This is a genomic window from Chryseobacterium sp. VD8, assembly GCF_037149975.1.
GTDB lineage: Bacteria > Bacteroidota > Bacteroidia > Flavobacteriales > Weeksellaceae > Chryseobacterium > Chryseobacterium indicum.
The window spans coordinates 19989-40608 of record NZ_JBBCQL010000009.1 but is presented as its reverse complement, the minus strand read 5'-3'; the positions used below and the strand labels follow the sequence as shown (position 1 = coordinate 40608).

The window sequence follows — 20620 nt, the reverse complement described above, 5'->3', positions numbered from 1 at the left end:
GTCAGTTTGCCGAACTTAAAAATATCGCCGAAACCACCGAAAAATCTTTCGGAAACATGGTGAAAGCCGAAGAAATAAGACAGTTGAAATCCTTCAAAAGAATGAAAAAATGTCTTCTTCATGCAGAAAAGATTAAAAAAAGCGAATTGATGGAAAGACTGGAAAATCTGTTTTTAGATGTAAATCCTTCTAAGAATTGGCAGGAAAGGGTTTATAATTTTAGTGTATTTTTTGCAGATCATGGATATCAGTGGTTAGATTTTTGTTTAGAAAAAATAGAAATAGAAAAATCAGAATTTATAATTATTGCTTATTAAGGATAAAGAATCTATTATTGCGTTTTAAAAATAAATGAAATGATTCAGAAAAATTCTTCTCTTTCGTCTACAAAAAAGATGTTCTGAAATTCTTAGGATAATAATTCTTAAACTGAAAGATCTATTATTTGGAGCATAACGAAGAAATTCAATTCTATCCCAAAGTAACACTCTGAATGTTAACAGAAAGTCTTTTCAAAACCAATAATTATTGTCATTTAATTTTAAAGAAGTATTTTTGCATTTATAATCACCGAATATGATAAAGAGGTTTTTTATTCTGTCCAGTTTATGTATGGTTTTGGGTATGTCTGCCCAGAAATCGCACACCGTTGTAAAAGGAGATACTCCTTATAACATTGCTAAAAAATACGGACTTACTGTAGAAGAATTGCTAAAACTAAATCCTAAAGTGAAGGACGGTAAATTGGCGCTTGGAGATGTTCTTACAGTAAAAAATGATAAAGCAGCTTCTGCTTCATCAAAAACACCTGCTGCTTCAAAGCCCGTAAGTAACTCCCAGTTTGGAAAAATTATTCTACAGCCAAAGCAAACCATTTACGGTATCACAAAACAATACAGAATCTCTGAAACAGACCTCAGAAAACTGAATCCTGAATTGGATGCTCACATGAAGATCGGGGATGAAGTTACCCTGCCTCTTGAAAGCATTAAGAAATATGGTGGAGAACAAAATGTTGCCGTACATACTTCTCCGGTGGAAAAACCTGTGGAACCTGCAGCAGAAACTCATGCTGTAAAAGCTTCGGACGACGAATATATTGTACAGCAGAAAGATAATTACTACAGAATTTCAAGACAGTTCAATATCACAAAAGAAGAATTGTTTGCCCTGAATCCGGGACTGGAAGAAAAAGGTTTAAAACCGGGAGAATCTATTAAAGTAAAGAAGTCAGGAACAAAAAGTTCCGGAGCTGATGTTTTTCAGGAAAATTCAAATCCGAAAACAAAGGTAGATTCAGGCAATGAAAAATCTTTATCTAGCGCGGTTTCTTCGGAAGACGATTATGTAACCTATACTGTTCAGCAGGGGGATACCGTTTTTTCGATTGTTAACAAATTCGGCGTTACCATTGATGAATTAATTGCTCTTAATCCTGAACTTTCAAAAGGATTAAAAACAGGAATGGTTTTAAAAATTAAAAAACTGGATCCTGCCTACGTAAAGAAAAACGGAGATGCGTTAAGCGTTGTCATGATGCTTCCTTTTGGCTACAGCACAGGAGAAACACAATATCGTACCATGGCTTTAGATTTCCTTACGGGAGCAAAACTTGCCATTGAAAGAAATGCCAGAAACGGACAAAAATTAGATATAAAAATTGTGGATTCCGGAAATGAAGCTTCGTTCCGAAATTCATTAACCCAGATAAATCCGGATAATACAGACTTAATTATCGGTCCGTTCTTCAAGTCGAACGTTGTAGATGTTCTGGACTTTACAAAGAACCAGAAAATCCCGATTGTTGCACCATTTGCCAACTCTCCGGAATTGTACAACTACAGCAACCTGATTATTGTGGAAACAAACGATCAGACCTATGCCGATAAAATTGTAGAAGAAGTGAAATCTGCATTCTCGGATCAGAAAATCTATATAGTTGCAGATTCTAAAAAAGAAAATGCCAATTATATTAAAGCAGGTCTTGAGAAAACACTCAGAAATCCAAATATCACCATCGTAAATTCATCAGCGGATATTCAGCTTGATAAAAATATGATGACAGGACAGTCTGCTCCGGTGATCGCGATTTTAGCAAGTGATAATGATACAGCAGGAGAAGCTTTTGCCGGCAGAGTAATCACTTTGTCTAAAGAAGTTCAGGGAATAAAAGCATTCAGCATGTATTACGCTCCGGTGTTCGAGAGAAAAGTAGACGATCTTAGCCAGGCACACTTAGTGTACCTTATGGACAGAAAGATCAATACAGAAGGTAGTTTTGAAAAAGAAATTCTTGCCGCTTATAAAAATAAATACTGCAAAACACCTCCTAAGTTTGCCATTGTAGGTTTTGATATCGTGAATGATATGCTTACCAGAGAAAACAAAAAAGGAGAGATCTTCAGGCAGATGAATAAAGTACAGACTCAGCTTGCTACAAAATTTGAGTTTGTAAAATCCAAAGCAAACGGTGCTTATGTAAACACGGGATACCGTGTCATCAGACTCGTTCCTTAAAAGGATTTATAAAGGCTAAAGAATATTGTTAACATAATAATTATATTTGCATAATATTTTAAATTAATACATGAAAGCACTTGTATTTCCAGGGCAGGGTTCTCAGTTCGTAGGAATGGGAAAAGAATTGTACGATTCTAGAAAAGACATCAAAGATCTGATGGAATCTGCCAATGAAATTTTAGGGTTTGATATCCTTTCAATAATGTTCAGAGGAACGGATGAAGATCTTAAAAAAACGGAGGTTACCCAGCCTTCAATTTTTATCCACTCGGTTGCTGCTTTAAAAGCCGTGAACGGTCTTGGAGCTGAAATGGTTGCAGGACATTCTTTAGGAGAATTTTCAGCACTGGTAGCCAATGGAGTTTTATCTTTTGATGACGGTCTGAAGCTGGTTTCCGAGAGAGCAAAAGCAATGCAGGAAGCCTGTGATGCCAATCCGAGTTCTATGGCTGCTATTTTAGGATTGGAAGATGCTAAAGTAGAGGAAATCTGTGCATCAATCAGCGGAATTGTTGTTCCTGCAAATTATAACTGTCCGGGACAGCTGGTAATTTCCGGTGAAACGGCATCTGTAGAAGAAGCTTGTGCAAAGCTGAAAGAAGCAGGAGCAAAAAGAGCTTTACTGTTGCCGGTAAACGGAGCATTCCACTCACCATTGATGCAGCCTGCACAGGAAAGATTAGCGGCGGCAATTGAAAAAACAAAATTCAGAAAAGCAACCATTCCGGTTTATCAGAATATTACAACAACTGCAATCTCTGATCCTGAAGAAATTAAGAAAAACCTTATTGCACAATTAACAGGTCCTGTAAAATGGACACAGTCTGTTCAGAATATGATTAAAGACGGCGCCAATAACTTCGTGGAAGTGGGACCGGGAAAAACGTTACAGGGACTTATCAAAAAAATTGATTCTTCTGTAGATGTAGCTTCTGCAATCTAATAAATAAAAATCATGGGCGAGATATTTTCACCGGGAAAGCTGATGCTTACTTCAGAATATTTCGCAATGGACGGAGCTCTTGTCTTAGCGGTACCTACCAAGCTGGGACAAGAGTTTTCTTTTGAAGAAATCCATGATGAAAAATCTCTCATTGTGTGGGAAGCTTATCATCAGAACAAATTATGGCTGAAAGCTGTCATCGATTATCAGAACTGGCAGATTTTAGAAACCAACATTCCAGCAAGTGCTGAATTTATTTTAAAAACCTTAAAAAACGTTCAGTCACTTTCTACAATTACATTCAAAAACAATTTTACTTACCATTTAAAGACCAACCTTCAGTTTCCGGCAGATTACGGTTTAGGAAGCAGCTCTACTTTAATGACCAATCTTGCGGAGTGGGCGGAGATCGATCCATTTTATTTGAATAAGATAAGTCTGGGCGGAAGCGGATACGATATTGCTGTGGCAAAAGAGAAATCGGCGGTTCTGTATCAAAGTGTTCCTGAAATTAAATATGAAAAGGTAAATTTTAATCCTTCTTTTAAAGATGAATTGATTTTTATTCATTTAAATCAAAAACAGGACAGCCGTGAAGGAATTAATTTTTACAAGTCTAAAACCAAGTCCCAAAAACGGGTTGATGAATTTTCGGATATTACAAGAAATATTTTACTATGCAATAAATTGGAAAATTTTTCTGAACTAATGTTGATTCATGAGCAAAAAATATCGGATTTTCTTGAAATTCCTACAGTTAAGGCTAAATTTTTCGCAGATTGCCCTGTTTTTGTCAAAAGTTTGGGAGCTTGGGGAGGAGATTTTGTAATGAGCTCAAAATTTGACGGCTTTAAGGACTATTTTTGGGGAAAAGGTTTTCACACAATTTTCGGATGGTCTGAAATAATTGCTTGATTTTCAATTTTTTATAAGGTTTATTTTTTATTTGTCATTCTGACTTATATCATTATATTTAACCACCTTTAACAATTAATTAATATTTAATTTTGTTATACCCAAAAAAGAAATAGAAAATATAAGTAAAATGAAACACGCTAAAATCATCCAAGATTTAGAAAAATTAGGGATTAAAGGAAATTACGAAGTAGTGTACAATCCGTCTTACGAAGAATTGTATCAGGCTGAAGTTTCTCCTGAAAATCAGGGCTTTGAGAAAGCTGAGCTTACGGAATCTGGTGCAGTATCAGTAAAAACAGGAATTTTCACAGGTCGTTCTCCTAAAGACAGGTACATAGTTCAGGATGATGTTACAAGAGAAACGATTTTCTGGGACGGAAAAGTAAACTTGCCGACTACTCCGGAAATTTTTGCGTCTTGTAAAGATTTAGTGCTGAACCAACTTGCTGCTGCAAAGAAAATTTATGTAGTAGATGCTTTCTGCGGAACCAATGCAGATACGAGACTAAAAGTGAGGTTCATCGTTGAAGTAGCGTGGCAGGCACATTTCGTTACCAATATGTTTATCCGTCCTTCTCATTATGAGCTGGAAAACTTTGGTGAGCCGGATTTTACCGTAATCAATGGTTCTAAAACAACGAATCCAAACTGGGAAGCACAGGAACTGAATTCTGAAAACTTCGTGATGTTCAACCTTACTGAAAAACTTCAGATTATCGGAGGAACATGGTACGGCGGAGAAATGAAAAAAGGAATGTTCGCAATGATGAACTATTACCTTCCGCTAAAAGGAATGGCTTCAATGCACTGTTCTGCAAACGTAGGAGAAGAAGGAGACGTAGCTCTTTTCTTCGGACTTTCAGGAACAGGAAAAACAACTTTGTCTGCAGACCCGAAAAGATATCTGATCGGAGACGACGAACACGGTTGGGATAACAACGGGGTTTTCAACTATGAAGGAGGTTGCTACGCAAAAGTAATCGATCTTTCGGAAGAAAAAGAACCGGATATTTTCAGAGCCATTAAAAGAGATGCGCTTTTGGAAAACGTGGTGGTAAACAACGGAGTTTCAGATTATACAGACGGATCGATCACAGAAAACACAAGAGTTTCTTATCCTATTTATCATATTAATAAAATTGTTCTGCCTTCAAAAGCAGGACACGCTAAAAAGATCGTTTATCTTTCAGCAGATGCTTTCGGAGTATTGCCTCCGGTTTCTATTCTGGATGAAGATCAGGCACAATACCACTTCCTTTGCGGGTATACATCAAAATTAGCGGGAACTGAAAGAGGAATTACCTCTCCGGAACCGTCTTTCTCTCCTGCATTCGGGGAAGCTTTCTTAACATTGCACCCAACAATGTACTCTAAAACATTAATCGGGAAAATGAAAGAACACGGTGCAAAAGCATATCTGGTAAACACAGGCTGGAACGGAACAGGAAAGAGAATTTCTCTGAAAGATACAAGAGCAATTATTGATGCGATCATTGATGGTTCTATCGAAAATGCTCCGAAAACAAGAATTCCGATCATGAATCTTGAAGTTCCTACCGCATTGCCAAATGTTTCTGAAGGAATCTTAGATCCGAGAAATACATATAATGATGCTTCTGAATGGGAAGAAAAAGCAAAAGACTTAGCTTCAAGATATATTAAAAACTTTGAGCAGTATTGCAACACCGAAGAAGGTAAAAAATTAATTCCTTCCGGTCCTCAGTTACAAGAGCAGACAACCAACTAAAAATAGAAATCCTCATCATGCGATGAGGATTTTTTATTTGTATTCCGGCAGATTTTCGTTGAATAAATTACTTCAGGCTCAGAATAGCCAGTCTGTAACCATCCATTCCGAAACCGGATAAGACAGCATCCGTATTTGCAGCTGTAACAGATTTCTGGCGGAATTCTTCTCTTTTGTAAATATTGCTGATATGAACCTCAACTTTTGGTTTACGGATGTTTTTTAAACAGTCGGCAATAGCATAAGAATAATGTGTAAAAGCTCCCGGATTAATAATCAGGGCATCAAATTCATTTTTCTGAAGCTGGTTGATAATTTCACCCTCAATATTAGACTGATAATATTCCAGTTGATGCGAAGGAAAATCGGTTCTTAAACGATCCAGATAATCCTCCATGGAGACTGTTCCGTAAATTTCTGGCTCTCTGGTTCCTAATAAATTCAGATTGGGACCATTCACGATAAGAATTTTCATTGAAAATAATTTATTCAAAGATAGCACATTTTAAAAACACATTTAAATGCAAAATTTCCTCTATTCTTAAAATTTTATTTGATGGTATTTTAAAATTTAACAAAGTTAAAACCGCAGAAATTTTCTGCGGTTTTCTTTTCATTTTAGCTTTTTGTAAATTTTATAAACAAAATAAATTAATAGTATGAGCAATAAAAATATAATAGATTGCCATACAAATAATCCAAGGCTAAATTCATTTATTTCCATACTATTATTTTCTATCTTGTAATCGTAAATAATTTCTCAGTATATAGATTAGTAATACACTAACAAGACTTATAATAGAAACATAAAGAGATACTGCTAATAATTTATCATTTACCTTTTCGGAAAAAGGATTCAAATATCTAATGATTAAATGAATTATGAATGCAATGATAAAAACGATACGTAATAAAAATATATACTTATTTATGATTTTGTAATTTTAAAAGGAAAATGTTGAACCAATAATATTTTAAAAAATTATAAACAGCAGATTTTTTGCGGCTTTTCATCTTAATTGCTTAAACAATAGAATTTATTATTGTCTATAAATTACATATCATCAATATAATATTCATATTCTACTTTCTCAAAAATAATGGTATTAGGGTCAATTCTTTCACTTTCAATATAAATAGTATTATACTTTTTTGCCAGCTCAGTTAATCCATGATAATCAAAGAAAAAAGTTCTTTTAGTAAATTCCGAAAGATCTGTATAATTATATTTATTTTTAATAATATCTAAATTCATAATAATTTTACCATAAGTATTTCTTGGAGTTTTATGAGGAAGTAAAATTATCTCTATTCGTTTCTCAATAGTATCTTTTACATCAAGATAGGTATTATAATCCTTTAAAAACTCATTATCTATATCTCTATGGATAAAAGTAATTCCTTGACGTATAGCGTTACACCCTGATTTCTGAAATTTCTTATCACTAAAACAAATATTTTTCTGAATGCCAATAGGAAAAGTATTCAACCGCTTCTTTGACATCAAATCATAAAGAACCTTATTTTTTGGAATAATTTTTATTGCAGGTATTTTTTCTTTGTAAGAAATCAAACCACTGGGAGAGACCCTAGGAATTTCTTTTTCCTCCCTTACTTCTATTTGTAAGGGAGAAATTTTGTTAAAATATAATTCTTTTTCTCTCGCAAAATCTGTTAAAATAAATAGAGTGTCTGATTTCTTTTCCTGAGCAAAACAAAAATTAATTTTCAATAGGGAAATAATTATTATAAAGCTATATATTTTCATAATTAATTGCAGTTTTTATTTGCTGGATAACTATTATTTGTATTGGGTAAATGACCATTATCTATTATACTTACTATTTCATTATGAAATTGAGTTGGAGTTTTATTAGACCAACTTGCAAAATGGCTTGTCTGTCTAATTCCATCCATTTGTAAATTTAAAGCTACTTCATATTTCCAATTATTTCCATAATATGTTTGCATTGATGAAGTCCAGCTTGCAGATTCGCTATTCCAATCATGATTATTTTTCACATAGTTTGTCAGTTTTTGTATATAAGAATTTATATCAAAAGTTGGAGTTTCAAAAATTTCGTGTTGCCACTGGTTTAGACTACTAGGCGAATTTGTCATATATAAGCATAATAAATTCGCGAAATAATGATCAGGATTATTACTGAAAAAATCATTCTGATTACAAGCATTCTGTGCATTCCCTGTTGAAATATGTGCTGTTCCGTCGTTATACCATTCAATCATGTTTAGTTGGGTTAAATCATTTAGCATAAATGCATGAGTTAATTCATGGGCTAAAATAGTCATTATTCTTATATTAGAACTTTGTAGGATATCAGCTCCTAAAACAATTTCATAAGATGCTCCGCCATCATAGCTTTTTGTTGAAGCATATGCTCCTGTTGCTGGAAGATTAGGATCATATTTAAAAGTGAGTTTTGGAGCATTATTGCCATTAAACATACGCAGCATTTTCTGAAACAGATTGTCTGATGCCGGAGTAATGGGAAGCGTAATTTTATCATCTGAAATATTGGTATCACCCGCCATCTTTTGCAGGATACATTTTACACGCGCATCCATATCTGTGGTAATGTGTATATCGTACATAAACCAATTCAGAAACTGCTGTATTGTTACCGTAGGATTACTACTAAAGAAATCTATTGAAAAATTTACATAACTCGTATCACTCGACAAAAGCAAAGCCTGATAACATTTAAATTTATTTTCAGCCGATAAACTGTTATACAGAGCCCAATGAGAAGGGTCTGCATACACATGGATAAGCCCATCCACATTAGGAGTTACACCGCCACCGTAATTATCTCCTGCTCCGTTAAAATCATCCGGAGCTTCCTCATCGCAGGTATTTGCAATACCATAAGAGCCTAATCTCCAGCATCCATTACAATCTCCATCATTGGAGTCTGTATGTCCTGCCCAACATTGGAAATACTCTGTCATATAAAAAGAAGATCCGCACTTGGAAGCCTGTGCTTTTTTTGAAATAAACTCGCATTTGTAACCAATCTTGTTATTGGTCTCAGGAATAATAGCAGGGGTAAATTTTACTAAATATTTTTTCCAGCTGTCTATCTTTTTAGTAAATACCAGATTATAAAAGACTCCGATTTCAGTTTCATTTTTCTTTTTTAGATATATTGCGTATTCGGTAACCTCGCCATTCTTTAAGGTTTTCTTTATTTTGGCTGTATCCATGATAAAATCAGAAGGATTATAATCTTCCGTAAAGTCCTGTACTTTTGCCATCAAAGAGCTTTCATCCGGAGATTTTGTAGCCTGCAATACTTCTTTAAAGCTTGCATCAAACTTCGATTTGTGCGTTTGATCAGATAGAGTATCTGAAGTGTTTTCTGTTCTGCAGGAGAAAATACACATTAATGCCATAAGCATTATGAAATAAGATTTTTTCATTTTGTTATTAATTTTTTTTCGAGTGTTAAATTATAATTTTTTTTGATATTTCAACATAGGGAGAATCCTATATTTTACATTTTTTGTCTTACGGTTTATTTTATCCCGACCTATTCAGTGTTTTCATCGTTTTAAGTTTTTTAATTAAACATTTTCATGTGCAAAAATAAATTTGCAGTACGACAAAAGCTGCCGTATTAATTTTAATAAAAAGCCTTAGACAAAATTGATCAGGAGATAGAATCATGCAAAAGGCACGGAGCAAAAGCCAATCTGACAAAGAGGTACTGCGAAGAACCCAAAGGACAAGAAAGACTCCGCCCGTGCCAGTTATAGGTACACGGGCGTAAGTCTATCATAATTTGTCCTTTTAAGAAGATTCGCAGTTTTCTTTGTACAAATTGATAGCTTACGCTTGTTTCGTTAAAATTATGGATGCTAATATAGAAATAAAAATATTACTTTTTGTAGCGCATCAAAATTTTTTTCAAAGGTTATCCTTTATTTTGGGTATCATCTATAGATTTGTTTTTTCTGGAAGAATTTACCAAAGCAATAAGGTTTTCAAGAGTGTATTCAGAAGCCTTCTGTTCTCCCTGAAATATAATTTTTCCCAATCTTGCCACGTCACCTATATAGACATACAGCTCCCTGTAAATGCCTTTGTTGGCAGAGGTAAACGCTTTTCTTTGCTGTTGGTAGCTGCTCTGTTCATTGCTTTTTGCCGTAATGGCATCAAACGCGTTTTGAAGCACCGTTTCGGTATCGGCTTTCATTCCACAGGATGTTAATAGAGCGTTGTTGGCTGCAACAACATCTTTCAGAGATTTAAGCCCCACCAGGACGCCTTCAAAATTTCTTTTGTTTACTTTTTTCAGTACCTCGCTGGTTAAAGAATTTTTTATTCCCGCTTTATCAAAAACCAGATTCAGCAGTTTCATAGGTTTAGAAAGTTCTTTGCCCAATGTATAAAGCTCTTTTGTAGTCTGCTTTTGCTGTATCAGCAATGCGTCTCCGGTTTCCTTTGCCCTACCTCATCCGTCTTGCTTTGCATTGCCGAAAGATAGGAAGCATTGAACAAATGATTTTCTTCTTCAAAAATGGCTAAGTCTCTAGCTAAACTAGTTAGTAATGCATCAGCAATCGGTACATACTCTTCTTTTAAGATTCCCATTATATAATTATTTTAAAAATTCGGAAAATAAATATACACTTTAATCACTCATCTTTAGAGGTTTGTATGGTTTTAATGCACTGTTTAGAAGATTATTAATACTGTTGATTATTTTTAATTTAGTATTTACATGAAACGGTGTATTGTTTAGGATAAATTTTACTTTTTACACCATCTTTAAAGCCGTGTTGCGTAATTTTATTGCAGTATTAAGCATTTTTATTATACTGTTGAAGATTTTTGTTGCACTGTTGAAGATTTTTATTGCACTGTTGAAGATTTTTATTGCACTGTGGAACATTTTTATCGCAGTATGGAAGATTGAGATTTGTATTTTTCAGGTAAACAGAGATAATATTAAGAATTCTTACACTAAGTTTATATAAATTATGCTCTATAACAATTAAACAAATTTTAAAACTGCTAACTTTGAAAGGGCAGATCCATCAAATATAAATAGTATGAAAAAGGACATTGAGAATAAATTAATGAATAAGAATACCAAGCCTACAAGCATGAGGATTTTGGTATACGATTTTTTGAGTTCTCAGGAAGCCGCCCTTTCTCTTTCGGAAATTGAAAATCATTTCGAAAGTGCAGACCGGACAACCATTTACCGCACTCTGAAAACATTTGAAGAAAAAGGAATCGTACACAGCATTCAGGAAAATACAACAACAAAATACAAACTCTGCCACGATGGCTGTGATGAACATACCCACAAAGACTGGCATCTCCATTTCTATTGTAAAATCTGCAAACAGACCACCTGTAAAGAAGATATTTCGTTTCCCGAAAACATTCAGACCCAATTCAGGATCGATGAAATAAGACTTTTTGCCAAAGGAATCTGCGAAAACTGCCTGGAAAGTTTGCAATAGTATTGCACGCATTTTGACTGTAATTTTGAATAAAAATTTAAGTTATGGAAGAATGCTGCAACACAAAACCGAAAAAAGAACATCAACATCATCATGAAGGTCACAACCATGATCACGATCATTCTCATGATACAGGAGATCAGTCTGTTTTCAGGATGTTTCTTCCCGCAATCATTTCTTTTGGATTGTTATTAATAGGAATCGCTTTAGATAATTTCATCAAAGCAGAATGGTTTTCCGGCTGGATTCGTCTGGTTTGGTACTTAATCGCCTATATTCCTGTTGGTCTTCCGGTTTTGAAAGAAGCGTTCGAAAGCATAAAAAACGGAGATATATTCTCTGAATTTTTCCTGATGGGAATCGCAACCGTGGGCGCTTTTGCCATCGGAGAGTATCCGGAAGGCGTTGCAGTCATGCTTTTTTATTCTGTTGGAGAAGTTTTTCAGGCAATGGCGGTAACAAGAGCCAAAACCAACATCAAATCTTTACTCGATCAGCGTCCCGATGAAGTAACCGTTTTAAAAGACGGAAAACCACAAATTGTAAAAGCCGAAAAAGTAAATATCGGAGACATTATTCAATTAAAATCCGGAGAGAAATTGGCGCTGGACGGAGAACTGCTGTCCGAAACCGCCTCATTCAATACTTCTGCATTAACCGGAGAAAGTAAACCTGATACCAAAACAAAAGGTGAAACTGTTTTAGCCGGAATGATCAATCTCAATACTGTAAGCGAAGTAAAAGTGACAACTGCTTACAAAGACAGCAAACTGAGCAAAATTTTAGAACTCGTTCAGAATGCAACCGCTCAAAAAGCTCCCACCGAATTATTCATCAGGAAATTTGCGAAAATCTACACCCCGATTGTCGTATTTCTTGCAATCGGAATCACATTTATACCTTATTTATTTGTAGAAGAGTATCAGTTCAGAGCGTGGCTGTACAGAGCATTGGTTTTTCTTGTGATTTCCTGTCCTTGTGCTTTGGTGATTTCTATTCCTTTGGGGTATTTCGGAGGAATCGGAGCAGGAAGCCGAAACGGAATTTTATTTAAAGGAAGCAATTTCTTAGATATTCTCGCAAACGTTCAAAACGTTGTTATGGATAAAACCGGAACAATGACGGAAGGCGTGTTCAAAGTACAGGAAGTTAATTTTAATGATGAATTTAATAACGATGAAATTTTAAAACTCGTCAATGCTCTGGAAAGCAAAAGCTCACATCCTGTAGCAACCGCCATTCATGAATATGTGGGAGAAGTCGATCATTCGATTCTGTTGGAAAATGCAGAAGAAATTGCGGGTTACGGTTTGAAGGCAGTTATCAACGGAAAAGAGCTGCTTGTCGGGAACTTTAAACTGATGGATAAATTCAGTATCAAATACGATATTCAGACTGAAAATATCGTGTATACTCTAATAGCGGTTGCGTATGACAACAAATTTGTCGGGTATTTAACAATTGCAGATTCTGTTAAAACTGATGCACAATTAACCATTAATAAATTAAAATCTTTAGGAGTAAAAACCACAATGCTCAGCGGAGATAAATCCTCTGTGGTGAAGCACGTCGCCGATATTTTAGGCATTCAGAATGCTTACGGAGATCTGCTTCCCGAAGACAAAGTGAATAAAGTGAAGGAGATAAAGGCAAAAAATCAAACCGTTGCTTTTGTAGGAGACGGAGTGAATGATGCTCCCGTTGTTGCGTTAAGCGATGTCGGAATTGCAATGGGCGGATTGGGAAGTGATGCGACAATTGAAACAGCAGATGTTGTCATTCAGGATGATATGCCCAGTAAAATCCCGATGGCCATAAACATTGGAAAACAGACAAAGAAAATTGTGTGGCAAAATATCATTCTGGCATTTTCTATCAAAGCCGTTGTTCTAATTCTCGGAGCCGGAGGTTTGGCGACTATGTGGGAAGCTGTTTTCGCCGACGTAGGAGTCGCTTTACTCGCTATCCTGAATGCCGTGAGAATTCAAAAGATGAGGTTTTAATAAGCCGGAAGAGGGAAGTGGGATGATAGAAGTTTATTGTATTCCGCATATATTGTCAAAATAAGTTTACACATCAATAGGAACGGGCTTTAGCCCGTTTGTAAGGATAAATTTTTCAATTCGGCTTTAGCCAAAATTTATTTTTCTCCTACAGGTTACGCAGATTCTTTTTAGTCATCATAAAGTATCTTACTCATCTGTGAAAATCGGGGGGCATCATAAAATAATAATCAGCTTTATCTGCATAATCCGCGTGAGAAATATAAAGCTCCCGCAGATTATTAAGATTTTTAATGCTTTAAATTATTTATCCAAAGCTTTGGAATCTAAGAAATCTTTGCGAAAATATAGCGTACAATTAAACCATTACCAAAACTGACTTTCATCATAATTTGCCTTTAAACAAAATTTCAGTAGTATATTTGTAGAGTAGAATATCGCATTGAAGTTTTTCGTTTCCATATTTATCATTTTTACGATTGCATTACGTCCCGTTTTGCCTTTGATTAATTATGCCGTTAATTATGACTATATCGTAAAAAACCTTTGCGAAAACAGAAACATTCCACAATCTACCTGCAAAGGAAAATGCTACGTTGCCAAAGAACTGGCAAAAACAGAAAAACAGTCCAATAACAATCAGACAGTAAAAATTTCAGGAATTGATGTTTTTATCTCCCATGAAATTCTTTCCTTTTCAGATAACATTCAGTTTAGCGTTTTAAACAAAAACTCAGACTCACGTTACATCAATTTCCATACTTCAGAATATTTTTCCAGAATATTCCATCCTCCTTTAGTTTAATATTATTTTCAGCTAATTCTTTAACTGAATTAATTGTGAATAAAGTTTCTAGCTATCACTCGCTAAGTGTTTAGTTTATGCTGAGCTTGTCGAAGTACCTTCACGAACTTAAAAAGAAGTTACTATTCAAAATCTCTTACAAACTCTGCGTTAAAATTAAGCAATATATGACTGTCCGTAATTTGTCGTCATAAAAATCTTTGGGTTCTTTGCTAAGTAGAACGCCTTTGCAAACTTAAAAACAGTTAGTAGTTAAAATAAACTTTGCGGACCTTTGCGTTTAAATTAAGCATTATGATTAATTAAGGATAAGCAAGGAATTCATCAGTAAGTTTAGTTAAGAAATCAATCCATTCAAACATTATTAATTTCAATGTAAATAAAAATGAAATCAAAACTTATTTTAACAGCATTATTGTCTGTTTCATTAATGGCATGTGCACAGGAAACCCCTAAAGTAAAGCATAAAAAAGCAAAAACAGCCGCAAATTCCGGAACAAAAACAGTGAAATTTGCCAATGCGGTAGACCCGATCTGCAATATGCCCACTGAAGCCGATATGAAAGATACGGCAGTCTATAAAAATAAAACGTACGGTTTTTGCAGTGCTTACTGTAAAGACGAATTCAAAAAGAATCCTGAGAAATATGCCAAAAAATAAAAAGACCAGCAATTCCAAAAGCAAAGTAATCGTTCCGATTGTAATTATAGCTTTGCTTTTTCTGGGGATCGGTGTCGGAATGGGGTATTTAAAAAAAAATCTGTACACCGTAATGAAAGTTCCGGACTTTACATTAACCGATCAGAACAACAAAACCGTCACCAATAAAGACATGCTCGGAAAAGTTTATCTGGTAGAATTTTTCTTCAGCAGATGCCCTACGATTTGTCCGGTCATGAACACCAACATGAGAGCCATTGAAGAAGAAATCAACAATCCCGGTTTCGGAATCATCTCCATAAGCATCGATCCGGAAAATGATACGCCGAAAACATTAAAAGAACACGCCGACAGAATCGGAGTAAAATCTCCGAACTGGCATTTTCTTACAGGAGACAGAGATTATATCGGGAAACTGGCAGATCAGTTCAATATCTATGTCGGAGATAAAGAAGACGAAAGCGAAAGCCTTAATCACAGCGGAATGATTGCCCTTGTGGATAAAGAAGGAAATATCCGTTGCCGCTACAATAAAGACAATATGCCGATTTTGTATTATTCGGGATTAAATTATGAAGATCCGGAAGGTAAAACGCCGAAGCTTACCGGAAAATACCATCCCGACAGAGAAATATTAATAGAAGATATTAAGAAATTATTGAAATAGAGATTTGGAAGATGGAAGTCAGAGGCTGGAAGTTTTATGGAGTATGTAGAGAACTTCAAGCTTCCATCACCCATCTCCAGCCAAAATAAACCACAAAAAACAAAACGTTATGAAGATTTTGAAAGTAGCTGCCCTCAGTGCAGTTTTTGCAGCGCAGTTTGCGTTTGCACAGTTTAAGCAGACGCCGTTGCCGTATGCTTACAATGCGTTGGAAGGAAATATCGACGCACAGACAATGGAAATTCATTATTCCAAACACGCAGCAGCGTATGTTGCGAACCTGAATAAGGCAATCGCAGGAACGCCGCAGGAAAAACAGACCTTGTTCGAAATCATGTCGAATGCCTCAAAATTACCGGCTGCTGTAAGAAATAACGCAGGAGGACATTACAATCACGAGTTGTTCTGGACGGTTTTAACCCCGGAAAAAAATACACAGCCTTCTGCAAAACTTACAAAAGCGATCAACGAAACATTCGGAAGCATGGATGCTTTTAAAGCAAAGATGGCAAAAGCCGGAGCCGACCGTTTCGGATCAGGATGGGCATGGCTTTCTGTGGATAAGAGCGGAAAATTATTTGTTTCGTCGACACCCAATCAGGATAATCCTTTGATGGATGTTGTGGAAGAAAAAGGAACACCGATTTTCGGGATCGATGTTTGGGAACACGCATATTACCTGAAATATCAGAACAAAAGAGCAGATTATTTAACCGCGATCTGGAACGTAACCAACTGGAAAGAAATCAGCAGAAGATACGAAGAAGCCATCAGCAAAAAATAATCCAATGAACTTAATTTGCAGCATATTTCTTACCTTATTTGTGGTATTCAGACCTCTGGTACCCTTGGTGGAATATGCTGTAAATTATGATTACATCTCCGAAGTATTATGTATCAATAAAAGCAATCCCGAAATTCACTGTAACGGAAAATGTTACCTGAGCAAGGAGATTGCTAAAACCAATGACACCGATTCTTCCCCTTTAAACAAAACAAAAAATTCAGGACAGAAACTTCTTGATATATACCTTCTTCCTGAAATCACCAAAATCCATACAACAGAAAGCGCATTCTTTTCAAACGCTCATTTTCTGTACAAAACCGCGTATTCCTTTCTGTTTTTAAAACCTATTTTCAGACCACCGGTTTTTTAGTGCATCATTTTATCATTTTGGGCGATCCCCTTTCCCTGGCTTTTCCCGCTGCACGGGTCGGGCTGTCCGCTACTATCTTTTTTTAGATTCTTCCATTCGTCAGAATCCAAAAAAAGGATAACCGCTTCCATCCCTATCGCGATGGGGCATATCAATATATTTTATCACTAAAAAATCAACAATGAAAATCTATAAATTTTTATCACTATTCTTTATTGCCCTTACTTTATTTACCCTTTCATCATGCAGAACCGGCGATGACAATGAGGCAGCAGATTCCACTCCCGGAAACCTTCAGCTAAAATTCGAAAACGGATTCAATAACCTTGGAGACATTGTGTTGAACCAGACCACACAAACTTCCGTCAACGGACAAAAACACCAGTTTTCAACCCTGAAATATGTCATCAGCAACATCACTTTAATCGATGAAAACGGAGGAGAATTCAAATACCATTACAACGATCCGGATAACGGAGCCTTTATCGTAGATCAGGCAGAAGCTGTTGCCGGAATCAATTACATCAACCTGAAAGAAATTCCTAAAAACAATTACAAAAAAGTAAGAATCGGTTTGGGAATCAGTCAGTCCGCTTATCTTTTGGGACAAAGCGGGCAGGGCGTTTTCTGGCAGAAAGCAAAAACAGCAGGAATGGCTTGGTCTTGGGCGGCAGGATACATCTTCACAAAACTCGAAGGCAAATACGGAACCTCTTCAGTCACTACAGAATTCATGAACCACTGCGGAAATATGGGCAATACTTCAGCCAACAATACACCTGATCTTTACCGTGAAATCACCCTTGATTTTCCTTCAACAGCAAGAGTATCAAAAGAAATAACCCCTTCCGTTCATATTTTGGCAGATCTTAATCAATATTTAAGCGGACAAACTGCTTTAACATTGGACAGTTCCAATGAGATGGCAATGGGATCGAACCAGCATCTGGTGAATGTGACGAACAATGTTTCAAAAATGTTTAAAGTAGACCACGTTCACAATGATTAATTGTTTCCAGCAATCCAAAAGAGGGCAATCCGGCTCTCTTTGGATTTTCCTGTTCTTTTTAGCTTTTGCATCAATTTCCTGCACAAATGATGAGGTTATTGAACCTTTGCCAAAAGATGAAGCCTATCGTCTTGACAAACCATCAGGATTTCCGGAAATCACTTTTGATATTACAGGAAATCCGGTCACGGTGAATGGAGTAGCGCTTGGAAAAAAACTCTTTTATGAAGGGAAATTATCCAGAAATAATACCATCTCATGCGGATTCTGCCATATTCAGGAATATGCTTTCACCCATCACGGTCATACCGTAAGTCATGGAATCGATGACAGATTAGGCATCCGAAATGCGCCGCCGATACAGAATATGGCATTTCTGAAAAATTATACATGGGACGGAGTCGGTCACAATCTGGACGAAAGATCTCTGGTTCCCATCACCACAGATTTCGAGATGGACAGTTCTCTTCCTGAAGCGGTAGGAAAATTAAATGCCGATGCAAATTACAAGAAAATGTTTAAAGCCGCATTCGGGGACGAAAATATTACCGGGGAAAGAATTCTCAAAGCTATTTCCCAGTTTATGGCAACCATGATTTCCGCCGATTCAAAGTACGACCAAATGAAAAAAGGAAACGCCGTTTTCACCGCTGAAGAAAATCAGGGGATGGCTCTGTTTCAGAATAAATGTGCGGCTTGTCATTCGGGAGACTTATTTACCGACGAAAGTTACCGAAATACAGGAATGTATTATAATCCGCAGTTTGACGACAGAGGAAGATATCGTGTAACACTGAACTGGAATGATAATATGAAATTTCGGGTTCCAAGTCTCAGAAATGTAGAATATACCGCTCCGTACATGCACGACGGAAGATTTTACAGTTTAGAAGCAGTCATGAATTTTTATTCTGAAAATGTAGAAAATCAACCCAACCTCGATCCGCTGATGAAACAAAACGGGCACCTCGGAATTCCGATGACCGCTTCTGAAAAACAGAACATCATCGCATTTCTGAAAACGTTAAGCGATAAAAATTTTATAACGAATCCAAAATTTGCAGAATAATAAATCATGAAGAAGATATTTTTAACATTGGGTTTAGCCGGATGTTTTTTTAGTCAGGCAAAAGAAATCCACGACAGTTTATTTATTCCAAAAGAATTTATTCCAATTATACTTGATGATTGTGATGCGTGTGGCTGTGCCGCAGGAAACGGTTCTTCCGGTTTTGAATCTTTACTAAATCCTCAGTTTATCGGCGTTAAATATTTTGCACAACATTACAGAGCCAAAGAAAATTTATTCGTCAATGATCTTACGCAGGATCAGTATTTCAATACGCTTCAGCTTTGGGGAAAAATTCCGGTTGCTAAAAATGTAAGTGTGTATGCAAGTATTCCGTTTCAGTTTCACACCAAGAAAACGTTACAGGGAGATATCAGAATTGAAGGAATCGGGGATGCAAATGTGATGGGAATTTACCAGATCATTGATTCCAAAGATTCTTCCCATCAACTGAACGGAGGTTTCGGAGTGAAAATTCCGATCGGAAGATTCGATGAAAAAGGAATCACCGGAGTAAATCCGAGTTTTCAGCTCGGAACCGGAAGCTGGGATTATCAGATGGTTCTGAATTATAAATTTCAGAAAGATAAACTGGCGGTATTGCTGAACACCGATTATACTTTAAAAACAGAAAATAAAAAACATTACCGTTTCGGAAACCAGTGGAATTATGCGGCAACGGGATTTTACAGACTCTGGAAAAATGAAAACAGTATTATATCCGGAAAATTCGGAATGCAGGGGGAAGTCTTCGACTGGAACAGACAGTTTGGAGAAGTAATGCCTAAAACCGCCGGAAGCGCTTTATACGGAAAGCTGGGTTTTGAAGCCTCCTACAAAAAATTCAGTTTGGGAAGTGAAGTAATGCTTCCTGCTTACACAAATCTTGCCGGAGGAGACATAGAAGCCAAATCCCGTTTCAGCGTTTTCGTGAATTTCGGAATATAACTTTAATATATAATTCTACCCAAAACCTTCATTGTACAGTGGAGGTTTTTCTTTTCTAAACTGTAGTAATTAATATTAAGAATGAGATGAAATAGATGGTTTTCTGCAAGATGAATAAACAAAAAAAGAGATCCAATAATGAATCTCTTTTGTAGCCCGTAGGGGAATCGAACCCCTCTTACCAGAATGAAAATCTGAGGTCCTAACCGATAGACGAACGGGCCATCTAATTTCTGCGAATAATCACAGGGTTAGCTTTTTTGTTTTTATAAGTTTCAACTCTTATTAATTACCAGGTTAGAGTAGTAATTAAGTCTTGTAGCCCGTAGGGGAATCGAACCCCTCTTACCAGAATGAAAATCTGAGGTCCTAACCGATAGACGAACGGGCCAACTATACTTATTAAGCTAGTTTATTAACGTGCTTAGTTAATTTGCTTTTTAAGTTAGCTGCTTTGTTTTTGTGGATAATGTTTTTCTTAGCTAACTTATCCAACAAAGAGATAACCTTTGGCAATTGCTCTGCAGCAGCAGCCTTATCTTCTTCATTTCTTAACACTTTCATTGCTGTTCTAGCAGTCTTGTGGTAGTATCTGTTACGAAGTTTTCTTACTTCGTTTTGTCTGATTCTTTTTAATGCTGATTTATGATTTGCCATATCGTTCAAATGTGAGTGCA

20 protein-coding genes, 2 tRNA genes and 1 pseudogene are annotated in these 20620 nt (G+C 36.1%); 15 read left to right on the top strand and 8 right to left on the bottom strand.

All coding sequences use genetic code 11. The features are described 5' to 3' along the window. The 5 genes and pseudogenes from WFK35_RS02160 to pckA all read left to right on the top strand — a co-directional run. Positions 1-317: pseudogene (locus WFK35_RS02160) on the top strand (bacillithiol biosynthesis protein BshC); the annotation flags it as partial. Positions 318-576: 259 nt separating this feature from the next. Next, the gene (locus WFK35_RS02155; RefSeq protein WP_336731133.1) at positions 577-2517 is read left to right on the top strand and encodes a LysM peptidoglycan-binding domain-containing protein; all 1941 of its coding nucleotides are present in this window, start codon (positions 577-579) and stop codon (positions 2515-2517) included. Between the two features lie 70 nt (positions 2518-2587). Continuing rightward, positions 2588-3463: an ACP S-malonyltransferase gene (gene fabD / locus WFK35_RS02150; RefSeq protein WP_214588298.1), complete on the top strand. Its 876-nt coding sequence runs from the start codon at positions 2588-2590 to the stop codon at positions 3461-3463. A 12-nt stretch (positions 3464-3475) separates the two neighbouring features. Next, on the top strand, positions 3476-4378 hold the full coding sequence (locus tag WFK35_RS02145) for a GYDIA family GHMP kinase (RefSeq protein ID WP_336731131.1): 903 nt from the start codon (positions 3476-3478) through the stop codon (positions 4376-4378). A gap of 130 nt (positions 4379-4508) precedes the next feature. Next, positions 4509-6128, top strand: a complete 1620-nt coding sequence (gene pckA / locus WFK35_RS02140; protein ID WP_185207735.1) for a phosphoenolpyruvate carboxykinase (ATP) — start codon at positions 4509-4511, stop codon at positions 6126-6128. 67 nt (positions 6129-6195) lie between these two features. On the opposite strand, the gene WFK35_RS02135 is transcribed toward pckA, so the two are convergent. The 5 genes from WFK35_RS02135 to WFK35_RS02115 form a co-directional block, all read right to left on the bottom strand. Next, positions 6196-6603 carry a type II 3-dehydroquinate dehydratase gene (locus WFK35_RS02135; RefSeq protein ID WP_336731130.1) on the bottom strand — a complete coding sequence of 136 codons (408 nt, stop codon included), beginning with the start codon at positions 6601-6603 and terminating at the stop codon, positions 6196-6198. 579 nt (positions 6604-7182) lie between these two features. Next, a complete protein-coding gene (locus WFK35_RS02130; RefSeq protein WP_336731128.1) occupies positions 7183-7896 on the bottom strand; it encodes a hypothetical protein in 714 nt (237 codons plus the stop codon). Between the two features lie 2 nt (positions 7897-7898). Beyond that, entirely contained in the window at positions 7899-9569 is a 1671-nt protein-coding gene (locus tag WFK35_RS02125; RefSeq protein WP_336731126.1) for a hypothetical protein, read from the bottom strand. Positions 9570-10063: 494 nt separating this feature from the next. Continuing rightward, entirely contained in the window at positions 10064-10576 is a 513-nt protein-coding gene (locus WFK35_RS02120; protein ID WP_336731124.1) for a hypothetical protein, read from the bottom strand. Beyond that, positions 10570-10743 carry a hypothetical protein gene (locus tag WFK35_RS02115; protein ID WP_336731123.1) on the bottom strand — a complete coding sequence of 58 codons (174 nt, stop codon included), beginning with the start codon at positions 10741-10743 and terminating at the stop codon, positions 10570-10572. Before WFK35_RS02115 ends, WFK35_RS02120 begins: the two co-directional genes overlap by 7 nt. 461 nt (positions 10744-11204) lie before the next feature. On the opposite strand from WFK35_RS02115, the gene WFK35_RS02110 reads away from it, so the two are divergent. From WFK35_RS02110 to WFK35_RS02065, 10 genes are all read left to right on the top strand, one after another. Further along, positions 11205-11624, top strand: a complete 420-nt coding sequence (locus WFK35_RS02110) for a Fur family transcriptional regulator (protein WP_336731121.1) — start codon at positions 11205-11207, stop codon at positions 11622-11624. A gap of 44 nt (positions 11625-11668) precedes the next feature. After that, the gene (locus WFK35_RS02105; RefSeq protein WP_336731119.1) at positions 11669-13627 is read left to right on the top strand and encodes a heavy metal translocating P-type ATPase; all 1959 of its coding nucleotides are present in this window, start codon (positions 11669-11671) and stop codon (positions 13625-13627) included. Between the two features lie 442 nt (positions 13628-14069). Beyond that, positions 14070-14432, top strand: coding sequence for a hypothetical protein (locus WFK35_RS02100; RefSeq protein ID WP_336731118.1), 363 nt, complete (start codon positions 14070-14072; stop codon positions 14430-14432). Between the two features lie 385 nt (positions 14433-14817). Continuing rightward, positions 14818-15093, top strand: coding sequence for a YHS domain-containing protein (locus WFK35_RS02095; protein WP_029297872.1), 276 nt, complete (start codon positions 14818-14820; stop codon positions 15091-15093). Beyond that, entirely contained in the window at positions 15080-15760 is a 681-nt protein-coding gene (locus WFK35_RS02090) for an SCO family protein (protein ID WP_336731117.1), read from the top strand. Before WFK35_RS02095 ends, WFK35_RS02090 begins: the two co-directional genes overlap by 14 nt. Positions 15761-15869: 109 nt before the next feature. Then, positions 15870-16544, top strand: coding sequence for a superoxide dismutase (locus WFK35_RS02085; protein ID WP_056012323.1), 675 nt, complete (start codon positions 15870-15872; stop codon positions 16542-16544). Positions 16545-16548: 4 nt separating this feature from the next. Then, the gene (locus tag WFK35_RS02080; RefSeq protein ID WP_336689130.1) at positions 16549-16917 is read left to right on the top strand and encodes a hypothetical protein; all 369 of its coding nucleotides are present in this window, start codon (positions 16549-16551) and stop codon (positions 16915-16917) included. Positions 16918-17098: 181 nt separating this feature from the next. Then, on the top strand, positions 17099-17926 hold the full coding sequence (locus WFK35_RS02075; RefSeq protein WP_336731114.1) for an MbnP family protein: 828 nt from the start codon (positions 17099-17101) through the stop codon (positions 17924-17926). After that, positions 17919-18995, top strand: coding sequence for a cytochrome-c peroxidase (locus WFK35_RS02070; protein ID WP_336731112.1), 1077 nt, complete (start codon positions 17919-17921; stop codon positions 18993-18995). Before WFK35_RS02075 ends, WFK35_RS02070 begins: the two co-directional genes overlap by 8 nt. Before the next feature lie 6 nt (positions 18996-19001). Then, positions 19002-19943 carry a transporter gene (locus WFK35_RS02065; protein WP_336731111.1) on the top strand — a complete coding sequence of 314 codons (942 nt, stop codon included), beginning with the start codon at positions 19002-19004 and terminating at the stop codon, positions 19941-19943. Positions 19944-20095: 152 nt separating this feature from the next. Here the strand turns inward: WFK35_RS02065 and WFK35_RS02060 are convergent. The 3 genes from WFK35_RS02060 to rpsT form a co-directional block, all read right to left on the bottom strand. After that, positions 20096-20167, bottom strand: a tRNA-Glu gene (locus WFK35_RS02060). Positions 20168-20262: 95 nt separating this feature from the next. Next, positions 20263-20334, bottom strand: a tRNA-Glu gene (locus WFK35_RS02055). 11 nt (positions 20335-20345) lie between these two features. Then, positions 20346-20600: a 30S ribosomal protein S20 gene (gene rpsT / locus WFK35_RS02050; protein ID WP_076391798.1), complete on the bottom strand. Its 255-nt coding sequence runs from the start codon at positions 20598-20600 to the stop codon at positions 20346-20348. Positions 20601-20620: the final 20 nt, after the last annotated feature.

Excerpts from the sequence above, each read along its gene's own strand:
- WFK35_RS02155 (WP_336731133.1), top strand. The coding sequence starts at position 577 with ATGATAAAGAGGTTTTTTATTCTGTCCAGTTTATGTATGGTTTTGGGT.
- fabD (WP_214588298.1), top strand. The coding sequence starts at position 2,588 with ATGAAAGCACTTGTATTTCCAGGGCAGGGTTCTCAGTTCGTAGGAATG.
- WFK35_RS02145 (WP_336731131.1), top strand. The coding sequence starts at position 3,476 with ATGGGCGAGATATTTTCACCGGGAAAGCTGATGCTTACTTCAGAATAT.
- pckA (WP_185207735.1), top strand. The coding sequence starts at position 4,509 with ATGAAACACGCTAAAATCATCCAAGATTTAGAAAAATTAGGGATTAAA.
- WFK35_RS02135 (WP_336731130.1), bottom strand. The coding sequence starts at position 6,603 with ATGAAAATTCTTATCGTGAATGGTCCCAATCTGAATTTATTAGGAACC.
- WFK35_RS02130 (WP_336731128.1), bottom strand. The coding sequence starts at position 7,896 with ATGAAAATATATAGCTTTATAATAATTATTTCCCTATTGAAAATTAAT.
- WFK35_RS02125 (WP_336731126.1), bottom strand. The coding sequence starts at position 9,569 with ATGAAAAAATCTTATTTCATAATGCTTATGGCATTAATGTGTATTTTC.
- WFK35_RS02115 (WP_336731123.1), bottom strand. The coding sequence starts at position 10,743 with ATGGGAATCTTAAAAGAAGAGTATGTACCGATTGCTGATGCATTACTA.
- WFK35_RS02110 (WP_336731121.1), top strand. The coding sequence starts at position 11,205 with ATGAAAAAGGACATTGAGAATAAATTAATGAATAAGAATACCAAGCCT.
- WFK35_RS02105 (WP_336731119.1), top strand. The coding sequence starts at position 11,669 with ATGGAAGAATGCTGCAACACAAAACCGAAAAAAGAACATCAACATCAT.
- WFK35_RS02095 (WP_029297872.1), top strand. The coding sequence starts at position 14,818 with ATGAAATCAAAACTTATTTTAACAGCATTATTGTCTGTTTCATTAATG.
- WFK35_RS02090 (WP_336731117.1), top strand. The coding sequence starts at position 15,080 with ATGCCAAAAAATAAAAAGACCAGCAATTCCAAAAGCAAAGTAATCGTT.
- WFK35_RS02085 (WP_056012323.1), top strand. The coding sequence starts at position 15,870 with ATGAAGATTTTGAAAGTAGCTGCCCTCAGTGCAGTTTTTGCAGCGCAG.
- WFK35_RS02080 (WP_336689130.1), top strand. The coding sequence starts at position 16,549 with ATGAACTTAATTTGCAGCATATTTCTTACCTTATTTGTGGTATTCAGA.
- WFK35_RS02075 (WP_336731114.1), top strand. The coding sequence starts at position 17,099 with ATGAAAATCTATAAATTTTTATCACTATTCTTTATTGCCCTTACTTTA.
- WFK35_RS02070 (WP_336731112.1), top strand. The coding sequence starts at position 17,919 with ATGATTAATTGTTTCCAGCAATCCAAAAGAGGGCAATCCGGCTCTCTT.
- WFK35_RS02065 (WP_336731111.1), top strand. The coding sequence starts at position 19,002 with ATGAAGAAGATATTTTTAACATTGGGTTTAGCCGGATGTTTTTTTAGT.
- rpsT (WP_076391798.1), bottom strand. The coding sequence starts at position 20,600 with ATGGCAAATCATAAATCAGCATTAAAAAGAATCAGACAAAACGAAGTA.